This window comes from Mycobacterium sp. pW045, from assembly GCF_041287085.1.
In the GTDB taxonomy this organism is placed as follows: domain Bacteria; phylum Actinomycetota; class Actinomycetes; order Mycobacteriales; family Mycobacteriaceae; genus Mycobacterium; species Mycobacterium algericum_A.
In genome coordinates this window covers 19395-38939 of sequence record NZ_JBGGKU010000008.1, presented here as the reverse complement: position 1 = coordinate 38939, position 19545 = coordinate 19395, and the positions used below count along the sequence as shown (strand labels likewise).

General features: G+C 69.0%; 18 protein-coding genes and 1 pseudogene. 11 read left to right on the top strand and 8 right to left on the bottom strand.

All coding sequences use genetic code 11. The annotated features are described in order from the left end of the window. The first annotated feature begins 4 nt into the window (after window positions 1-4). Window positions 5-997 (top strand): SDR family oxidoreductase, encoded by a 993-nt coding sequence (locus ACAG20_RS14225; protein ID WP_370492994.1) that lies wholly within the window; start codon window positions 5-7, stop codon window positions 995-997. 21 nt (window positions 998-1018) lie between these two features. On the opposite strand, the gene ACAG20_RS14220 is transcribed toward ACAG20_RS14225, so the two are convergent. After that, window positions 1019-2572: an HNH endonuclease signature motif containing protein gene (locus ACAG20_RS14220; RefSeq protein ID WP_112686043.1), complete on the bottom strand. Its 1554-nt coding sequence runs from the start codon at window positions 2570-2572 to the stop codon at window positions 1019-1021. 116 nt (window positions 2573-2688) lie between these two features. Here ACAG20_RS14220 and ACAG20_RS14215 point away from each other — a divergent pair. Next, window positions 2689-2820 (top strand): annotated as a pseudogene (locus ACAG20_RS14215) (dimethyladenosine transferase); the annotation flags it as partial. A gap of 14 nt (window positions 2821-2834) precedes the next feature. On the opposite strand, the gene ACAG20_RS14210 reads toward ACAG20_RS14215, so the two are convergent. From ACAG20_RS14210 to ACAG20_RS14190, 5 genes are all read right to left on the bottom strand, one after another. After that, complete coding sequence (locus tag ACAG20_RS14210) at window positions 2835-4292, bottom strand: amidase family protein (protein WP_165825012.1); 1458 nt, start codon at window positions 4290-4292, stop codon at window positions 2835-2837. Between the two features lie 90 nt (window positions 4293-4382). Continuing rightward, entirely contained in the window at window positions 4383-5744 is a 1362-nt protein-coding gene (locus ACAG20_RS14205) for an FAD-binding oxidoreductase (RefSeq protein WP_370492993.1), read from the bottom strand. Between the two features lie 25 nt (window positions 5745-5769). Continuing rightward, complete coding sequence (locus ACAG20_RS14200) at window positions 5770-8310, bottom strand: FtsX-like permease family protein (protein ID WP_370492992.1); 2541 nt, start codon at window positions 8308-8310, stop codon at window positions 5770-5772. Further along, window positions 8292-9083, bottom strand: coding sequence for an ABC transporter ATP-binding protein (locus tag ACAG20_RS14195; protein WP_370492991.1), 792 nt, complete (start codon window positions 9081-9083; stop codon window positions 8292-8294). Before ACAG20_RS14195 ends, ACAG20_RS14200 begins: the two co-directional genes overlap by 19 nt. A 308-nt stretch (window positions 9084-9391) precedes the next feature. Continuing rightward, window positions 9392-10180, bottom strand: a complete 789-nt coding sequence (locus tag ACAG20_RS14190) for a hypothetical protein (protein ID WP_370492990.1) — start codon at window positions 10178-10180, stop codon at window positions 9392-9394. A gap of 72 nt (window positions 10181-10252) precedes the next feature. On the opposite strand from ACAG20_RS14190, the gene ACAG20_RS14185 reads away from it, so the two are divergent. From ACAG20_RS14185 to ACAG20_RS14145, 9 genes are all read left to right on the top strand, one after another. Then, the gene (locus ACAG20_RS14185) at window positions 10253-11242 is read left to right on the top strand and encodes a hypothetical protein (protein WP_370492989.1); all 990 of its coding nucleotides are present in this window, start codon (window positions 10253-10255) and stop codon (window positions 11240-11242) included. Next, window positions 11239-12309, top strand: a complete 1071-nt coding sequence (locus ACAG20_RS14180) for a hypothetical protein (RefSeq protein ID WP_370492988.1) — start codon at window positions 11239-11241, stop codon at window positions 12307-12309. Before ACAG20_RS14185 ends, ACAG20_RS14180 begins: the two co-directional genes overlap by 4 nt. 17 nt (window positions 12310-12326) lie before the next feature. Beyond that, window positions 12327-13169: a sugar phosphate isomerase/epimerase gene (locus tag ACAG20_RS14175; RefSeq protein ID WP_112688875.1), complete on the top strand. Its 843-nt coding sequence runs from the start codon at window positions 12327-12329 to the stop codon at window positions 13167-13169. A 35-nt stretch (window positions 13170-13204) separates the two neighbouring features. Continuing rightward, on the top strand, window positions 13205-14065 hold the full coding sequence (locus tag ACAG20_RS14170; protein WP_112688873.1) for a thioesterase family protein: 861 nt from the start codon (window positions 13205-13207) through the stop codon (window positions 14063-14065). A 27-nt stretch (window positions 14066-14092) separates the two neighbouring features. Beyond that, window positions 14093-14953, top strand: coding sequence for a pyrroline-5-carboxylate reductase (proC, locus tag ACAG20_RS14165; RefSeq protein ID WP_370492987.1), 861 nt, complete (start codon window positions 14093-14095; stop codon window positions 14951-14953). 139 nt (window positions 14954-15092) lie between these two features. Continuing rightward, on the top strand, window positions 15093-15350 hold the full coding sequence (locus tag ACAG20_RS14160; RefSeq protein WP_041316921.1) for a helix-turn-helix domain-containing protein: 258 nt from the start codon (window positions 15093-15095) through the stop codon (window positions 15348-15350). Window positions 15351-15535: 185 nt separating this feature from the next. Further along, window positions 15536-15637, top strand: a complete 102-nt coding sequence (locus tag ACAG20_RS14155) for a 30S ribosomal protein bS22 (RefSeq protein WP_003402602.1) — start codon at window positions 15536-15538, stop codon at window positions 15635-15637. A gap of 87 nt (window positions 15638-15724) precedes the next feature. Further along, window positions 15725-16840 carry an SDR family oxidoreductase gene (locus ACAG20_RS14150; RefSeq protein WP_370492986.1) on the top strand — a complete coding sequence of 372 codons (1116 nt, stop codon included), beginning with the start codon at window positions 15725-15727 and terminating at the stop codon, window positions 16838-16840. Between the two features lie 4 nt (window positions 16841-16844). Continuing rightward, complete coding sequence (locus ACAG20_RS14145; protein WP_370492985.1) at window positions 16845-17873, top strand: lysophospholipid acyltransferase family protein; 1029 nt, start codon at window positions 16845-16847, stop codon at window positions 17871-17873. Window positions 17874-17960: 87 nt separating this feature from the next. On the opposite strand, the gene ACAG20_RS14140 is transcribed toward ACAG20_RS14145, so the two are convergent. Both ACAG20_RS14140 and ACAG20_RS14135 read right to left on the bottom strand, forming a co-directional pair. After that, a complete protein-coding gene (locus ACAG20_RS14140) occupies window positions 17961-18488 on the bottom strand; it encodes a MaoC family dehydratase N-terminal domain-containing protein (RefSeq protein ID WP_370492984.1) in 528 nt (175 codons plus the stop codon). Window positions 18489-18591: 103 nt separating this feature from the next. Beyond that, window positions 18592-19488 carry an HAD family hydrolase gene (locus tag ACAG20_RS14135; protein WP_370492983.1) on the bottom strand — a complete coding sequence of 299 codons (897 nt, stop codon included), beginning with the start codon at window positions 19486-19488 and terminating at the stop codon, window positions 18592-18594. Window positions 19489-19545: the final 57 nt, after the last annotated feature.

Here is a 19545-nt window from a genome sequence, read left to right as displayed (position 1 = left end):
TCTGATGCGCGCATTCGTCACCGGGGGAACCGGTTTCGTCGGCTCGAACCTGGTCGCCGCGTTGCTGGAGCGCGGCATGCAGGTGCGGGTGCTGCGTCGCTCCACCTCACCGATGGCGGCACTGGCCGGCCTGGAGTGCGAGACCCGCGTCGGCGACGTCAACGACGGCGTCGAGGCGCTCACCGAGGCGATGGCCGGCTGCGACTGGGTGTTTCACACCGCGGCGATCTCGGACTACTGGCGTTACCGCACCCAGACCCGGCTGTATCGCACCAACGTCGACGGCACCCGCGATATGGCCGCCGCCGCCCAGCGCGCCGGAGTCGAGCGTTTCGTCTATACCAGTTCGCTTGCCGCGCTGGGTATTCCGTCGCGGGGTCACGAGTTGGTCGAGACCGATGAGTTCAACATCCGCCCGAGGCAGTTCCCGTACGCGCACAGCAAGCACCTCGCCGAGGCGGAACTGCGCAAGGCGGCTGCGGCCGGCCTGCCGGTGGTGATCGTCAACCCGTCGGCCGTCATCGGACCCCGCGATGTCAACCGCATCGCCAGCGCCATGCTCGTCGAAGCGCAGCACGGCCGACTGTGGTTCGCCGCACCCGGCGGCACCAACTTCGTCTCGGTCGACGATGTGGTGGCCGGGCACATCGCGGCCGCCGAGCGGGGCCGGATCGGGGAACGCTACATCCTGGGCGGTGAGAACCTGTCCTTCCGTGCGGCATTCACCGAAGCCAACAAACTCTTCGGTCGGCGTCCACCGTCGGTCATGTTGCCGCGCTGGTTCATTCCGGTGGCCGCGGCGGGTGTCAGCGTGGCCCGCGCCGTCGTCGGACCGCGACTGCCGATCGACGCCCGCCAGATGCGACTGTCCACCGCGGACATCTTCGCCGACGCCACCAAGTCCCGCGAGGAATTGGGTGTGCCGTTCACCCCGTTCGCCACCGCGCTGCGGGCCGGCTACGAGTGGTACCGCGACAACGGCTACCTGGACCGCTGACCAACCGGCGGCAGCACGTCGTCATCCGGCTTCCGCCCAGTTGTCGTCCTCGAAGATGTGCCGTTGCGCGAGGCCCTCGACGGCCACAGCTTCGTAGGCAGCCTCGTCGAACAACGGGTCGTCGAATACCGGGTCGTCGCGCGGTGGCCATTCGTCGTCGGGTGGTGGTGGTTGCTCGTCGGGCGGATCATCGGGTGGCCGGTGGCGGTGGTAGTCGATGACGGCTTCGATGAAGTGGAAGGGATTGACTCGCGGCTGGCCGTGGTCGACTTTTGCCGGTGGGATCCATTCGACGCGGCCGGAGTCGCCGAGTCGGGTGACCCAGCCCTGCTCGCTGGCCATCCGATTATCCGGGGCACACGCCAGCGCGAGGGAATCGACGTCGGTTTGGCCGTTGTTCGCCCAATCCTGTTCCAGATGGTGCGCCTGGGAAAGATATCCCGACACCGTGCACCCGGGGCGGGTGCAGCCGCGGTCGCGGGCGTGCAACACGATGCGCTGGTCGGCAGAGGCGAGTCGTTTGGCCCGGCCCAGCCACAGCGCCCGACCTTGGCCGTCGAAGACACTCAGGTAGTGATACGCGTGGCCGGCCATCCGCAGCAGGTCACTCATCGGCAGCAGGCTGCCGCCGGCGGTGTGCGCCTTGCCGGCCGCAGCCTGCAGTTCGGCCAGCGTGGTCGAGACGATCACCGTGACCGGCAGACCATTGAGCTGCCCCAGATCTCCACAGGCCAGTACCGCCCGCAGTGCGGCCAGCAGCGCGTCATGGTGGCGTTGATCGCGGGTGCGGTGATCAGCCTGGATCTGCGCTTGGCTCGGCGTGCCACTGACACAGGGCGTTTCGTCGGCGGCGTTGCACATGCCCGGCGCCCCCAGTTTGGCCAGGATCGGCTCCAGGGTGGCCCGCAACTCCGGGGTGATCTTGCCGGACACGGTGCTCATCCCGTCGGTGTCCTGGCGACCCAGTCGCAGGCCGCGCCGGGCTTGGCGCTCACGGTCATCGGGCTCGTCGCCATCTTGATCCAGCACCGCGATTAGGTGTGCAGCCAGGCGTTGAAAGGTCTCCGGAGCGAACTCGGAGGCCAACGCCGCCAGATCGCGCTCGGCGCGCCCGCGATCGGAAGCACTCACTCTGGCGGGGATCTTCGCCATCGCCTTACGCGCGATCGCCACCTGCTCGGGGCCCACCCGCCCGTCGGCTTGGGCCGCTGCCAGCGCCGGAAGTACCGGTTCAAGGGGTTCGCCGGTGATGGAGGTGCGCGGGCCCAACTCGGCGGCCTCGTCCACCCGCCGGCGTACGTCCGCCGTACTGATTCGCAACCGCTCACTCAACGCTTTGGTCAGCGAACACCCTGCTAATACCTCATCATGGCCCTCAGCCACCAGCCGGGCCAAGATCTGGTGATCGATGGCCGGCGCCTGCCATGCCAACACTTCCCGGCGGGCCAGCACCTCCACCAGCTCCTCGGGGCTCAATGCATCAAACGAACACTGGGCCAACCGGGCATTAATCGCCTCCTGCTCATCGAGACACCCCATGATGGTGTCCCGATCGGCGAGCGCATCCCTACCCATAAACCGAACACTAGTTCGAGCATCCGACAAGAACCCGGGCTGATCAGTAGGCCTGATTCTAAGGGAATGGTGAGGAATTCGACTTACCTCAGTTCGGTGCTCAATCTGCCTCGGTGGAGACATTCGACTACCGGAACGGGGGTGCGCTCAAATTGAAGTTCTACGAGCTGACCCGGTCCGCCAGGACCAATGCCGCTGGCATTGAGGCGACACTGACGGGTTTGCGAGAGCGCTACCCGTTGGCGTAGCGCGCGACCGTTCGCTACCGGACCTGGGACAGCAACGCCTCGGTCGGCGGCCGGAGCTGAGCCCACGGCCGTACCGATTCGAGCTGTGCGGCAAGCGAAATCAGGGTTGCCTCGTCGTTGGCTCTCCCCACCAGGTGCACCGCCTCGGGCACGCCGTCGGCGTCGAAACCGGCGGGCACCGACATGGCCGGCTGACCGCTGTAGCACTGCGGGAAGGTGAAGGGGATGAACTTCAGCATCCGCAGCATCGCCCGGGTCGGGCCGTACCCCTCGAAGTAGCCCACCCGCACCGGCGGTATCGCCAGCACCGGTGTCATCAGGACGTCGAAGTCGGCGATCCGGCGCTGCGAGCGGGCGGTGATGCGGGGCTCGGCGGCGACCGCACGACGGGCGAGCCAGTCCGGAACCAGCCGGCTGGTCCGCGCCTCGGCCTGCATCCGCCGTTCCAGCAGTTCGGTTTTCGGGAGTCGGTCGATCTCATCGGCGAAGCCGTTCATGAACAGCGCGAGCACCGCGGCGATCCCCACCACCGGATAGACCGGGTCGCGTTCGACGACATCGTGACCCAGTGATCGCAACAACTCCGCGGTCTCAAGGACCGGGCGGCGCACCTCGTCGCTGACGTGCACCGGGACCACCGGCTTGAACGACATCGCGATCCGCAACCGCCGCGTCGGCGCCACCAGCGCGTCCATCAGCGGCGGCGCCGGCGGCGGTGACGGAATCTCGTCGTCGGGTTCGGGCCCGGTCATCGCGTCGTGCAGTAGTGCCGTGTCGACGACACTGCGAGCCAGCGGCCCGATGTGGTTGAGGCCGTGGAAGCGGTATGCCCGTTCGGGCGACTCCTTGGCGCTGATCCGGCCGCGCTGGCCCTTGAGACCGACCAACCCGCAGCAGGCGGCCGGGATTCGCACCGAGCCGCCGCTGTCGCTGCCGGTGGCGCCCGGCACCATCCCGGAGGCGACCGCCGCGGCCGAACCACCGCTGGAGCCGCCCGGGGTCCGATACAGATCCCACGGGTTGCGGGTCACGCCCCAGGTCGCCGATTCGCACACCGGGTAGGCGCCGAACTCCGAGAGGTGGGTCTTGCCGATGATCACCGCACCCGCGGCCCGCAGCCGGCGCACCGCGGCGCTGTCGGTGCTCGCCGGGCCGACATCGATTCCGGTGCCGCACATGGACGAAACACCGGCCACGTCGGTGTCGTCCTTGACCGCGATCGGCACACCGGCCAGCGGCAGCACCTCCCCGGCGGCCAACCGCCGCTCGATGCGCGCCGCCTCGTCCATCGCCCGGTCACCCAGCACCGTGCGGAACACGTTCAGCACCGGGTCGAGCCGGGCGATCCGATCCAGGTAGAGGGCCACCAACTCGCGCGGGGACACCTCCCGCTCACGCACCAGCTGTGCCAGGCGCGCAACACCGGCGAAAGCCAGCTCATGATCCTGCTCATGATCGTGCGCGGCAGACATCGTTGCGTCCTTTCCCCCGCGGACCACAATACCCATCGTGCGCTGGGCAAACGTGTGGCCGCGTTGGCGACACACTAAGAACTGCGAGCGTTAATCGGCGGGCGCGATGTTGTGGTTGAGCCTGAACCGATTCTGCGGGTCCAGCCGCGCCTTGAGTTCGGCGAGCCGCTGATAACCGGCATCGCCGAAGGTCGCCCGGATACGGTCCTGCCCTTCGTCGCCCACGAAGTTCAGGTAGGCGCTCGCCGGGCCGAGTGGGCGCAGGATCTCGAAGGCCTGCCCGGCCCACGCCGTGCACCGCGCGGTGTCGGCGGGGTCGGTCCAGGTCGTCATCAGATGGATGATGTACGGGTGGTCGCGGGCGACGACGGCCGTGGACTCCGGCGGAACGCGACTGGCGTACCCGCCGAGCCGGATCAGGTGCAGCCGGGTCTGCGTCGAGGGGCGTGACCGGCCGAGCAGCGCGATGCGCCGGATCGCCTCGTCGGTGAGCTCGGTGACGAACAGCGATTTCCAGTAGTTCAGCCAGCCGTACGGCGCCGTGTAGTCGAGGGCCTGCTGCCAGGTCGAGTAGTCCAGCGTGTGCTGCACCGCCACCACCGGCTTCGCCGCCGCGCCACGGACGTCGAGCAGGGCGCTGACATCGTTGCTGCCGATCGCGTCGGTCCGCGTTGAACAGGCCAGCACATTGACCAATGACTTGCCGGTGGTGAAGTCGGTGGAGAAATCCAGGATGGACGCCAGGTGGTCGGGTGCGTTGTCCATCTGGGCGCGGAAATGCTTGAGGGCCGCCTCGGCGTCGGTGTCGGGGTAGGACTGCACGCCGGCGGTCACCGCGTTCACGGGGTGCAGGCGCAGCACGAACTGCGCTACGACGCCGAAGTTGCCGCCTCCGCCGCGCAGCCCCCACAACACGTCCGGGTGCTCGGTCTCGCTGACGGTCAACACGTCGCCGGATGCGGTCACCAGTGTCGCACCGATCAGGTTGTCGCAGGTCATCCCGTGGGCGCGGGAGAGCCAGCCGATGCCGCCGCCGAGCGAGAACCCGCCGACGCCGGTCGTCGACACCACCCCGCCCGGGCAGGCCAGCCCGTGCCTGCTGGTCACCGGGTCGACGTCGCCCCAGGTGGCGCCGGCGTCGACATAGGCGATCCGCGCTTGCGCGTCGACCCGCACCCCGCGCAGCTGGGTCAGGTCGATGACGATGCCGCCGTCGGTGGCCGAATGACCGGCGACGCTGTGTCCGCCGCTGCGCACCGCGATCTCGGCTCCGGCGGCCACCGCGTAGCGCACGGCGGCGACGATGTCGTCCTGGGAGCGGCACTGCAGCACCAGGCGCGGCCGCTTGTCGATCATGCCGTTGAAGACCTGACGGACCTCGTCGTAGCGGGCGTCGCCCGGGGCGATGACTACGCCGGAGAATCCCGGCACGGTAGGGGCGGTCGCTGTCATGGCATCCTCGGTGTCGGCGGAGCTCTTACTCGTCGCGAAGTTCGGTCGCCGGAGTGGACCGCGTGCTCTTCCAGGCGGGAATGATGGCCGCGAAAACCGCGGCGACGGTGGCCAATACGGCGTAGAGCACCGCGTCCGACCAGGGGAACACCAGCGGGGTGATCAGGCCGACGTTGACCACGGCGGCCCGCCGGACCGCCTCGGAGATGGCGATCGACAGCACCGCCCCGAACAGGCCGCCGGCGGCGCCGGCGACGACGGCCTCGACGGTGGTGATGGAGAACACCCGCGCCCGGGTGGCCCCCAGCGCCTGGATCAGGGCCACCTCGCGCCTGCGCCGGATTCCGACCAGCAGCAGCGTCGAGAGCACCGAGATGAAGGCGATACCCAGCAGGCCGTACTTGAGGGTGTTCAGCGGCGTCAGATACCGGCCGATGGACGTCGCGATCTCCGAGGCGTAGCCGTCGGTGTCCACCGCGGTCACCGGCTGGTCGAACCGGGTGGCCCCGATGCTCTCGATGACCTGGCCGGCGGTGAACCCCGCTGCCGGCGTGGCGAAGATCAGGCCGGCGGGCTGCGGGCCGTAGATCTGCTCGGCGATCGTGTACGGCATGTAGATCCGCCGGCCGCCGTATTCGGGGGTGGCCACAATGGTGCCGATGCTCATCGCCTGCGCATCCAGTCCACTTCCAAATACCAGAGTGTCACCGATGTGGAGCTTCTTCTCCCGCGCGAGGACGCTGCCGATGACGACTTCATTGGCCTTCTGACTCGCCTCCGGGGATTGGCCGGCAAGTAATCCGAACGGAAATGTCGGCCGGTCCTGGGCCTGAATATGCGCCAGCGACCCGTCTTTGAGACTGATCTCGATTTCCGCCATCCGCTCGATCTTTTCCACCCCGGTCAACGCGTTCAGTTTGTTGACCGTCTGCGGGGCGAATCGGGCGTCCACGGGGCCGTAGTCGGCGAACTGCGTCGTGGTGATGGCAATGCGCCCGTCCGCCTGGGATTCGGCGACCCGGGTGGCGCCGATGTGAATCGCGACCAGGAACCCGGAGAGCAGGATCGCGACCACCACCGGCACTGCGATGGCGCCCGAGATCGCCGCGGTGCGCGAGCGGTCCGAGCGCAGCGCGTTGAGGGCGATGGTCAGCGTCGCCCCGCGCGACTTGTCCGGCCGCGGCCGCACGCTGGTGATGGCCTGCGCGCTCAGGTACGCCGTGGCCAGCAGCAGCCCGATGAGCGCGACCACCGCGCCCACGTCGGCGAGGATGGCCTGCCAGGCCACCAGGGCGCCGGACAGTGTCGCCAGCCGTGCCGCGATCACCCCGGCCAGCCCGATCGCCAGCAGCAGCAGCGCCCGGAACCAGATCTTGCGCCCGGTGGTCTGCTCCTGGGCCGCCCGGCCGGACAACTCGGCGGCGATCGGGGTGTTGGACGCCGACAGGGCAGGCCCGATCGCGGCCCCCACCGCAAGCAGCAGTCCGGCCAGCACGCCAACCACCAGGATCACCGGCTTGAGCACCACCGGCACGGTGACGCCGACGAAACGCTCGGTGAGCTCACTGGCGCTGGCCACGATGGGCTCCGAGATCACGATGCCGGTCAGCACACCCATCGCCGATCCCGCCGCCCCCAGCAGCGCGGCCTCGCTGAGAAACCCGGTCATGATCGAGGCGGGTGAGGCTCCCAGCGCGGAGGCGATCGCGATCTCGCGGCGGCGCTCCTCGACCGAGAGCCGGGTGATCTGGGTGATCAGGATGACCCCGACACCGATCGAGATCAGCGCGAAGATCCCCAGCAGCGGCAGCAGCACGTCGTTGACGTTGTAGCCCTTCGCCGGTTCGCTACGTGGCTGCACGCTGTAGGTGGGTCCCAGCGTGGTCTTCAGCCGCTGTTGGACCTCGCCGGCGTCGGCGTCGGCGGCCAGCGTCACGTACAACATGTCCACCCGGTCGCCCCGGGCGAACTGCACCTTGGCCATGCTCAGCGGCAGCACCGCCACCAGACCGTTGTTGACCTCGTCCAGGTCGGACACCCGCTGGAACTTCTCCATCGACAGCTGCCCGGCGTCGGTGACCAGGGTCGCCGAGGCGTCCAGGGAGTCGCCCAGTGACTGCGAGATCGCCGGCGGGGGTTCCTGCTGCCCGGCCTGGCAGACCTTCGGGTCGACGATCCACTGCGCCGAGCAGTCCACACCGAGGCCAAGCCCGTAGCTCTCGGTGCCATGGTCGCCACTGTTGCGGATCATCGTCACGCCGCGGATGACGGGCACCACCGCTCCCACCCCGGCGACCGACCGGGCGTCCTCGATGACCGCCGGACTGATGCCGCCGCGGGTGGCGGCGCCGACCACGCGCAGCGGTGCGGGACCGGCGATCTGGTAGCCGACGTCTTCCACCGCTTTCGACACGCTGGTGACCTCGATCATGACGGCCACCACCACCGCGACGCCGCCGCCCAACGAGAAAGCGGCGAGTGCGGCCCGGAATGCGTGTTTACGAACCGCCCGAAAATTGATGATCCGGAGCAGGCCGAATGTCGCGGCTAATGTCCCGCGAGCCATGTCACATTGTCGGGCGCGTGAGCCATTCCGCTGTCGGTCTCGATTTCACCGTCGAGAAGTGAAACCAGCCGGGGGGCGTCGTCGGCTATTTTCCGGTCGTGCGTCACCAGGACAATTGTCTGGCCGGCGGCATTCAGGTTGTACAGGGCGTCAATAACCCGCTGCCCGTTAACGGTGTCCAGGTTGCCGGTCGGTTCATCGGCGAGAATGACGTCGGGCTTCATGAAAAGTGCCCGCGCAACGGCGACCCGCTGTTGTTCGCCGCCGGACAACTCCGACGGGACGCGCTTGGATTTGGCGGCCAGCCCGACCTGGTCGAGCAGGCCCATCGCGTGGGCATGCTGCGAGCGGCCGGATCGGCCCGCCAGCAAGCCCGGCAGCATGACGTTCTCCACGACCGACAGCCCCGCCAGAAGGTTGAACGCCTGGAAAACGTAGCCGAGGGTTTGGCACCGGACGGCGGCCAGCTGCCGGCGCGACAGCTGCGAGACGCTGTGGCCGTTGACGAGCACATCTCCGGAGGTCGGCAGGTCCAGCAGGCCGAGGATGCTCAGCAGGGTCGACTTGCCCGAGCCGGACGGGCCGACCATGGCGACGAATTCGCCGCGGGTTATCTGGATATCGACGTTCCGCAATACCGGCGTCGCGGTATCGCCGTGACCGAACTGTTTGTTGAGTTTGCGCGCTTCCAGAACCACGGGAGGCCTGAGAACGACCGGCGGCGTGTGTCCGTTATGGTCGAGCTCCACGGTGTGGATGTCGGTCCTGATCATGAATCTCCAGCGGGCGTGTGTGATACGGGATCCTGCCCGCGTAGGGCGCGTTTCTCAATTGATTGCGCACTCCGATGATGCTGCGTTACCGGGGATGCCATCCCCGAGCATACCGACCTGTGCCGCCTGCCAAAAATCATTCGTCGGTGACTCCGAACACCATTGACTGCCCTGGTAGCCAGGTGTTGTCGGGCTCGCCGGCAGCCGCCGGCGACGCGGTTTCGCAGCAAAATAATCCTTGACCTGCGGGTTTTGTTCGTGGACGGCTGGCCGTCGAAGTGCACCAGGCTCCGGCTGCTCGGCGGCGGCTACTCGGCGGCGCGGGTGGCCGGGTGCACGGCAACCAGCCCGAGTTCGTTGCGCCGCTCGCAGACCGCGGCCAGTTCGGCGTAGGCCTTCTCGCCCAGCAGCTCGGTCAGCTCGGGTCCCAGGCTCTGCCAGACCTGCCGGGCGCCGACGTGGGCCGCCGGGTCACCGGTGCAGTACCAGTGCAGGTCTTCGCCGCCGGGTCCCCAGCCCCGGCGATCGAACTCGGTGATCGTGGTCTTGAGAATCTCGGTGCCGTCGGGCCGGGTCACCCACTCCTGGCTGCGCCGGATCGGCAGCTGCCAGCACACGTCGGGCTTCATGGTCAGTGGCTCCACACCGAGGCGGACCGCCTTGATGTGCAGCGCGCAGCCCGCGCCGCCGGCGAATCCGGGCCGGTTCAGAAAGATGCAGGCCCCCTTGACGGTGCGGGTACGCAGTTGCTCCTCGCCGTCGTTCTCGTCGTATTCCAGGTAGCCCTTCTTGCCCAACCCCTTGTCGCGGTACTGCCAGTCGGCGTCGGTCAGCTGCGCGACGGCGTCGTCGAGCTTGGCGCGGTCGTCGTCGTCGCACAGGAATGCGCCGTGCGAACAGCACCCGTCGTCGGGCCGGCCCGCCACGATGCCCCGGCAGGCCGCGGTGCCGAACACGCAGGTCCAGCGGGACAACAGCCAGGTCAGATCGGCGGCGATCAGATGTTCGGGGTTGTCCGGGTCGTAGAACTCCAGCCATTCGCGGGGGAAGTCCAGGCCGACTTCACGCCGCCGGGGGACGGGCTGTGCGGGGGTCACAAAACTCCACGCTAGACCACGAATTCGCGTTGTCTCGACTTGGTCGATTCCTCGCCCCACTAAGTTGGTTGCGTGCGATTAGGCGTGCTCGACGTCGGCAGCAATACCGTTCATCTCCTGGTGGTGGATGCTTACCGGGGCGGTCACCCGACCCCGATGAGCTCGACCAAGGCCACGCTACGGCTGGCGGAGGCCACCGACAGCTCAGGAAAGATCACCCGGCGCGGCGCCGACAAGCTGGTGTCCACGATCGACGAATTCGCCACCATCGCAGGTAGTTCGGGCTGCGCGGAGCTGATGGCGTTCGCCACCTCGGCGGTGCGTGACGCCTGCAACTCCGAGGACGTGCTGGCGCGGGTGCGCGCCGAGACCGGCGTCGAGTTGCAGGTGCTGGAGGGGGAGGACGAGTCCCGGCTGACGTTCCTGGCGGTGCGGCGCTGGTTCGGCTGGAGCGCCGGGCGGATCATCAACCTCGACATCGGCGGCGGTTCGCTGGAGATTTCCAGCGGCCTCGACGAGGAGCCCGAGGTGGCGTTATCGCTGCCGCTGGGCGCCGGCCGGCTCACCAGGGAGTGGCTGCCCGAAGACCCGCCCGGGCGGCGCCGGGTGTCGATGCTGCGGGACTGGCTGGACACCGAGCTGGCCCCCGCGGCCGCGACGGCTCTCGACGCCGGCCCACCCGACCTCGCGGTGGCCAGTTCCAAGACGTTTCGTTCGCTGGCGCGCCTCACCGGTGCTGCTCCGTCGGCTGCCGGGCCGCGAGTCCGCCGCACATTGACCGCCGCGGGCCTTAGGCAGCTCATATCATTCATCTCTAGGATGACCACGGCAGATCGTGCCGAATTGGAAGGGGTGAGCGCCGAGCGGGCCCCGCAGATAGTGGCGGGCGCCCTGGTGGCGGAAGCGAGCATGCGAGCGCTGTCGATCGAAACGGTTCAGATTTGCCCATGGGCGCTGCGGGAGGGCTTGATCCTGCGGCGCCTCGACCGTGAGGCCGACAGCGCGACCTTGCTCCAATCCTCGTCCGTGGGCATGGCCCGGCAAAGAGGGGGCGCCCAATGACCGAGCCCAAGCCCGACCCCCGCGACGTCGAGACGCGGCCGATCTCGGTTGCCGAGCTGCTCGCCAGGAACGGGACGATCGGTTCGCCGCCGGTGACCGGTCGCCGCCGGCGTCGGCGCGGCAACGCCGACGCCGTCACCGTCGCCGAGCTGACCGGCGAGATCCCGATCATCCGGGACGAGGACGGGCCGCCCGCGCCGGCGGCGGCCGAATCGCCGGACGGCGGCGAGACCTCCGACACCGCGGCGAGCGGCGCCCTGCCCATCGGTACGGCGCCCGGATTTGTCGACGAGGACAGGCCGGCCACCGGATCACGCCCGGTGGAACCGGACGACCGGCCCGCAACCGGGCCGCGACCGGTGCAACGGGCCGAACCCGCCCAGCGCTCGGCGCCCGAACCGCGCTGGCCCAAATCCCCGCCGCAGCCGCCGCGCACCGGCGGCCCGCAGCAGAGCCCCTACCCGCGGCCGATGCGCCGGTCGGATGTGCCCGCAGCGGGCAACGGGCGCCCGGCACCCGCCGACCGCTCCACCGGCTCCGGCGCCGAACGGATGCGTCCCGACCCGGTCGACACCTACACCGACGTCGAACTCGACGTGATGGACACCGATGTGCGCGAGGCCGACCTGGCGGTCGGGGACTCGGCCTACGTGCGCTCGGTCCTCACCACGGCCGGCAGCGCCGAGCGGCCGGTCCGGCAAGATTTCCAGGCGGACGGCGCGGACACCGAACTCGCCGATACCGCCGGCCCGGCCGACCCCGACGCCGCCGTCGCATCCGAGTCGGCCGACGATGACTACGTGGGCCGGCCAGGCGTGGTCGGCGGGCTGCTGGTGGTGCTGCAGTCGATGCTGGCGGTGGCGTTCGGCGGCGGGCTGTTCATCGCCTTCGACCAGTTGTGGCGGTGGAACAGCATCGTCGCGCTGGTGCTCACGGTGCTGGTCACGCTCGGCCTGGTCGCCGCCGTTCAGGCCGTCCGCAAGACCGTCGACATCGTCAGCACCTTGATCGCCGTCGCGGTCGGACTGCTGATCACGCTGGGGCCGCTGGCGCTGCACGCCAACTAGCCGTTCACTATTAGTCCGTGCGCCCCGCCATCAAGGTCGGCTTGTCGACGGCTTCGGTTTACCCGCTGCGGGCCGAGGCCGCCTTCGAGTACGCGGCCCGACTCGGCTACGACGGCGTCGAGCTGATGGTGTGGGGGGAGCCGGTCAGCCAGGACATCGGTGCCGTGGAGCGGTTGTCGCGCAAGTACCGGGTGCCGGTGCTGTCGGTCCACGCGCCGTGCCTGCTGATCTCGCAACGGGTCTGGGGCGCCAACCCGATCCACAAGCTGGAACGCAGCGTGCGGGCCGCCGAACGGCTCGAAGCCCCGACCGTCGTGGTGCATCCGCCGTTCCGCTGGCAGCGCCGCTACGCCGAGGGATTCAGCGACCAAGTCGCCGAATTGGAGGCCCGCAGTGACGTGGCCGTGGCGGTGGAGAACATGTTCCCGTTCCGCGCCGACCGGTTCTTCGGCGCCGATCAGTCCCGCGAACGGATGCGCCGCCGCGGCGGCGGCCCGGGAGCCGCGATTTCGGCGTTCGCGCCGTCCCACGACCCACTCGACGGCAACCACGCGCACTACACCCTGGATCTGTCGCACACCGCGACCGCGGGCACCGATGCGTTGGAGATGGCCCGCCGGATGGGCTCCGGCCTGACCCACCTGCACCTGTGCGACGGCACCGGACTGCCGGCCGACGAGCATCTGGTGCCCGGGCGCGGTGACCAGCCGGCCGCTGAGGTGTGTCACCTGCTGGCGGCCAGCGACTTCACCGGTCATGTGGTGCTGGAGGTGACCACCTCCCATGCCCGCTCGCCGCACGAGCGCGAGGCGCTGTTGATCGAGTCGCTACAGTTCGCCCGTACGCATCTGCTGCGCTGACCGGCTGCTGGTCGCTGAGACACAAGGAGGCCCGCGTGACCTCGTCCACGCTGTTCACCGACGCCATGGCCCTGGTGCGCATCGATGGCGGCGATGGCTCTGACGGTTGCGGCACCGGCGACGTGGCGTCGTTCGCCGGTGCGCTCAATGAGCACTGGACGATCGGCCCGAAGGTGCACGGCGGCGCGATGCTGGCGTTGTGCGCCAACGCCGCCCGCACCGCCGTAGCCGGCGACGGGACGGCACCGGACATCCAGCCGGTGGCGGTGTCCGCCAGCTACCTGTGGGCGCCCGATCCCGGTGCGATGCAGCTGGTGACCAGGATTCGCAAGCGCGGCCGCCGGGTCAGCCTGGTCGACGTCGAACTCAACCAGGATGAGCGCACCGCGGTGCGCGCCGTGGTCACCCTCGCCGAGCCCGAGCACCACGCGCCACCGCTGCTGTCGTTCAACCCGGTGGTGCCGTTGATGACGCCGGAGCCGCCGCCCGGCTTGGAGCCGATCGGTCCGGGTCATCCGATGGAACACATCGTGCACCTGGCGCACGGTTGCGATATCCGCCCGGCGCTGACCACGCTCGGCCCGCGCTCGGATGGCGGCCCGCCGGTGATCGAGATGTGGGTGCGGCCCAAGGGCGCCGCGCCCGACGTGCTGTTCGCACTGCTGTGCGGCGACGTCTCGGCGCCGGTGACCTACGCGGTCAACCGGATGGGCTGGGCGCCCACCGTGCAGCTCACCGCCTACCTGCGGGCCATGCCGGCCGACGGCTGGCTGCGGGTGATCTGCAGTTGCGTGCAGATCGGCCAGGATTGGTTCGACGAAGACCACACCGTGGTCGACTGCGAGGGCCGCATCGTGGTGCAGACCCGGCAGCTGGCCATGGTTCCCGACCGCTGAGCGAGTCGGGTCTGAAATGCTGTCGCCATGACCAGAATCGCGATCATCGGCGGCGGCAACATGGGCGAGGCGTTGCTGGCGGGCTTGCTGGCGGGCGGCCGGCCGGTCAAGGACCTCGTCGTCGCCGAACGCTTCGGTGACCGCGCCCGGCAGCTCGCCGAGAAGTATTCGGTGCTGGTGACCTCGGTCGCCGACGCGGTCGAGAACGCGTCCATCGTGATCGTCGCGGTGAAGCCGCAGGACGTGGAATCCGTCGTCGCCGAGTTCGCCAAGAACCTCACCGCCGCGTCGGAGAACAGTCCCGAGCAGGTCCTGGTGAGCATCGTGGCCGGTGTCACCACCGGGTACGTGGAGTCCAAGCTGCCGGCGGGCACCGCGGTGATCCGGGTGATGCCGAACACCCCGGTCAAGGTCGGCGCCGGCGCCAGCGCGCTGGCCAAGGGCCGGTTCGCCAGCAGCGAGCAGGTCGAGCAGGTCGCCGAGCTGTTCGAGTGCGTCGGCACGGTGGTGATCGTCCCGGAGGAGCAGATGGACGCCGTCACCGCCGTCTCAGGTTCGGGGCCCGCGTACTTCTTCTTGATGGTGGAGGCACTGGTGGATGCCGGGGTCGCGGCCGGGCTGAGTCGGCAGGGGGCCACCGATCTGGCGGTGCAGACCATGGCAGGGTCGGCGCAGATGCTGCTGGAGGAGCGCGGCGAGACGGCGGGGACGGCGAATTCGGTCATCGACACCGCTCCGGCTCAGCTGAGAGCCATGGTGACCTCCCCCGGCGGAACCACGGCGGCCGCGTTGCGGGAACTGGAGGCGTCAGGCCTGCGGACCTCGGTCGATCGGGCCGTCCGGGCCGCAAAAACCCGCTCTGAGCAGCTAAGAATCACATCGGAGTAATTCACTTATTTTTCACATATTGCCTCTCACCCGTCGCAGGAACCCCATTCGTCCCGCTATTCTCCTCTATGTCTGTGCGTGTGGGCGCAGCGGAGGGGAAGCCGCTGGGACTGCACGTGCCTGATTGAAATGGGTAACGATGACGTCTGCGAACGGGCCTTCGGCACGAGACTCCGCTGGCGGCCGGGCGGCACGGGATGCCGGCCCCGCCGACACGGGCCGGGCACAATTTCTCACCGTGGCCGAGGTGGCTGCGCTGATGAGGGTCAGCAAGATGACGGTGTACCGCCTGGTGCACAACGGCGAGCTGCCCGCGGTGCGGGTGGGACGGTCTTTCCGGGTGCACGCCAAGGCGGTGCACGACCTCTTGGAGACCTCCTTCTTCGACGCGGGCTGACCGCCGGTCGACAGGTAAGCGCCCCCCGGGCGTCACCGCACGGCGACGCCCGGGGTCGGCTGTGTCCGGGACCCGGTCAGGTGCCGGTTTTCTGCTCGGCGCCTGCCTACGGGTAAAGTGGCCGGGTCGATCAAGTTCGCCCAGCGCCCCTGTGGCGGCGCGGGCAGCAGCAGATAGCGGAGTTCATGGGTTCAGTCATCAAGAAGCGGCGCAAGCGCATGTCGAAGAAGAAGCACCGCAAGCTGCTTCGCCGTACTCGGGTGCAGCGCAGAAAACTCGGTAAGTAACTCCGCCGAGCCCGCGCCCGGGCCCCGGGCGGGGGAGGGGCGATCACCGCGGTATTGCTTTTCCGGACTGGCCGTTAGGCTGGCGGGGTGGACGAGGCCGGACCCCCGAACGACAGCACGCGAAGCGACGTCCGGCACTATCCCAAGGTTGTGTTGGTCACCGGCGCATGCCGGTTCCTGGGTGGCTATCTGACCGCCAGGCTGACGCAGAATCCCTTGATCAACCGGGTGATCGCGGTGGACGCGGTGATGCCCAGCAAGGCGATGCTGCGCCGGATGGGCCGCGCCGAATTCGTCCGCGCCGATATCCGCAATCCGTTTATCGCCAAGGTGATTCGAAATAGCGAAGTCGACACCGTGGTACATGCTGCCGCGGCGTCGTACGTGCCGCGCTCCGGCGGCGGGGCCGCCCTCAAAGAGCTCAACGTGATGGGTGCCATGCAGTTGTTCGCCGCCTGTCAGAAGGCGCCCACGGTGCGCCGGGTGGTGCTCAAGTCGACCTCGGAGGTCTACGGGTCCTCCTCGCGTGACCCGGTGCTGTTCACCGAGGACAGCACCAGTCACCGGCCGCCCACCCAGGGCTTCCCCCGCGACAGCGTCGACATCGAGGGCTACGCCCGCGGGCTGGGCCGGCGCCGGCCCGACATCGCGGTCACCATCCTGCGGATGGCCAACATGATCGGCCCGGCCATGGACACCGCGCTGTCGCGCTACCTCGGCGGCCCGCTGGTGCCGATGGTGCTGGGCCGCGACGCCCGCCTGCAGCTGCTGCATGAGCAGGACGCATTGGGAGCCCTGGAACGGGCCACCATGGCCGGCAAGGCCGGCACCTTCAACGTCGGTGCCGACGGCATCATCATGATGTCGCAGGCGATTCGCCGCTCGGGCCGGCTTCCGATCCCGGTGTTCGGGCCGGGACTGTGGGCGCTGGACTCGTTGCGGCGGGCCAACAACTACACCGAGATCAACCGGGAGCAGCTGAACTATCTCAGCTTTGGCCGGGTGATGGATACGACTAGAATGCGAACCGACCTCGGGTACAGCACCAAATGGACCACCGCCGAGGCATTCGATGACTACGTGCGGGGGCGAGGTCTCAGTCCGATCATCGACCCCAAATGGGTGCAGTCGGCGGAACGGCGCGCGGTGAGCGCGGTGCAACGACTGAGCGACATCGGTTTCAGCAGGGCGAGGGGAGGGTAACGCCATGGCTGGTGATTCCAGGGCCAAAGTCATTCCGCTGCACAAGAACTCGGGGTCCGTGCGTCGACACCCGTCGACGCTGGCCCGCCCCGACGACCGCGCGTCGGCCGAGCAGATCAGCGCCGTGGTCCGCGATATCGACGGGCGCCGCGGAGGCGCGGTGAACTCCGATGACGCCGGGGCGGCCCCGAGCGAGTTCGTCCGGCGGGTCGCCGGCCTCGCCGCGTTCCTGCGGGAGCGGATCACCGGCGACTACCAGGTCGACGAGTTCGGGTTCGACCCGCACTTCAACGAAGCCGTCGCGCTGCCGCTGCTGCGGGTTTTCTTCAACGACTGGTTCCGGGTCGAGGTCAGCGGCATCGAGAACCTGCCGGCCGACGGGCCCGCGCTGGTGGTGGCCAACCACGCCGGGGTGCTGCCGATGGACGCGCTGATGCTGTCGGTGGCAGTGCACGACCACCATCCGGGCCGTCGCGACCTGCGGATGCTCGGCGCGGATCTGGTGTTCGACCTGCCGGTGATCGGGCCGGCCGCCCGCAAGGCCGGCCACACCATGGCCTGCACCGCCGACGCCCACCGGTTGCTGGCGGCCGGCGAGCTGACGGCGGTGTTCCCGGAGGGCTACAAGGGTCTGGGCAAGCGGTTCAAGGACCGCTACAAGCTGCAGCGGTTCGGCCGCGGCGGCTTCGTGTCGGCGGCACTGCAGACCCAGGCGCCGATCGTGCCGTGCTCGATCGTCGGCTCCGAGGAGATCTACCCGATGATCGCCGACGTCAAGCTGTTGGCCCGGCTGCTGGGTGTGCCGTACTTCCCGATCACCCCGCTGTTCCCGCTGGCCGGTCCGGCGGGCCTGGTGCCGCTGCCGTCGAAGTGGCACATCGCCTTCGGGGAACCGATCGAGACCGGCGACTACGAGGCCGGCGCCGCCGACGACCCGATGGTCACCTTCGAACTGACCGACCAGGTTCGCGAGACGATCCAGCAGACGCTGTACCGGCTGCTGGCCGGCCGCCGCAACATGTTCTTCGGCTGACGTTCCCACCCGCGTGAGCGAGCGTGTTTGCCCGCAACACACCGCATGCGAGCGTTCAACTGCGCACGCTCGCCGCAGCGGCGAGGACTACTTCTTGCCCAGCGCCCGATCGCGCATCGCCTCAAGGGCGGCGATCGTCGCCGCCTCGGTGTCGGCGTCCTGGTTAACCGACTCGCCGAGCATGGTGACCACGCTGGTGACCACCGGCTTGCCGTCGGCGTCGGTGACCTCACTGCGAACCTCGCTGACCACCGTGCCGTGGGACTCGATCACCGAATCCAGGTAGGTGTCGAAGAACAGCTTGTCGCCGGCCACGATCGGCCGGTGAAAGGTGAACTTCTGGTCGCGGTGCAGCACCCGGGAGATATTGATCGGGATGTCGAACTTGTCGAAGATCTCCAGCTGCACCTGGCGGCCGGCGACCGCCAGAAACGTCAGCGACGCCACCAGCCCGGGGTGCCCGGCCTCAGTCGCGGCGGCCTCGTCGAAGTGGGCCGGATGCTCGTCTTTGACCGAACGGGCGAACTCGCGGATCTTCTCCCGGCCGACTTCGAAGTAGTCCGGGAACCGGTAGTGGGTACCAATGACCCCTTGCGACTGGGTGTGTACTGCCATGCCGGTTTACCCTCCGCTCCCCGTGGTGTTCGGCGGCGGAAGCTTATCAGCGAGCAGCTCAGGCGCGCTCGTTCCGGTGCGCCACGGTGCTTGATGCGGCAAGCTACGCGCGCTCGTTCCGGTGCGCCACGGCCGCCGCCAGGGCCCCGCCGACGGCCCCCAGCGCCAGCGCCGACGGCACCCCGATACGCGCCGCCCGGCGCGCGGTGCGGAAGTCGCGGATCTCCCAGCCGCGCTTGCGGGCCATCTCGCGCAACGCGGCATCGGGGTTGATCGCCACCGCGGTGCCCACCAGCGACAGCATCGGCACGTCGTTGAAGCTGTCGGAGTAGGCGGTGCAGCGCCGCAGGTTGAGCCCCTCCCGGATGGCCAGCGACCGCACCGCGTGCGCCTTGCCCGGCCCGTGCAGGATCTCGCCGACCAGCCGGCCGGTGAACACCCCGTCGACCGACTCCGCGACGGTGCCCAGCGCGCCCGTCAGCCCCAACCGGCGGGCGATGGTCTCGGCCAGCTCGTACGGGGTCGCGGTGACCAGCCACACCTGCTGGCCGGCGTCGAGGTGCATCTGCGCCAGCTCGCGGGTGCCGGGCCAGATCTTGTCGGCGATGATCTCGTCGTAGATCTCTTCGCCGAGCTCGATCAGCTCCGATACCGGCCGGCCCTCGATGAAGGCCAGTGCCTTGCGGCGGCCGGCCGCGACATCGTCACTGTTCTCCCGGCCGGTCAGCTGGAACTTGGCTTGGGCGTAGAGGAAGCCGACGACATCGCGGTAGGTGAAGTAGTTGCGGGCGGCCAGCCCGCGCCCGAAATGCACCATCGAGGAGCCCTGCACCAGCGTGTTGTCGACGTCGAAGAATGCCGCCGCGGTCAGATCGACCGGTGCCGGGGGGTCGGCGTCGAGCACGTCGGCCAGCGCCCGCTCGGCGCTGGCGTCGGCGACCACCGGGTCCAGCTCGGCGCCTGCTGCGGAATCCCCGTCGGTCGGGCCCGGTAAAGCCATCACCCGACTCCTTCCGCTGTGCACTGACGGCCGCTGCTGGGCCGCCACCAACCCTAA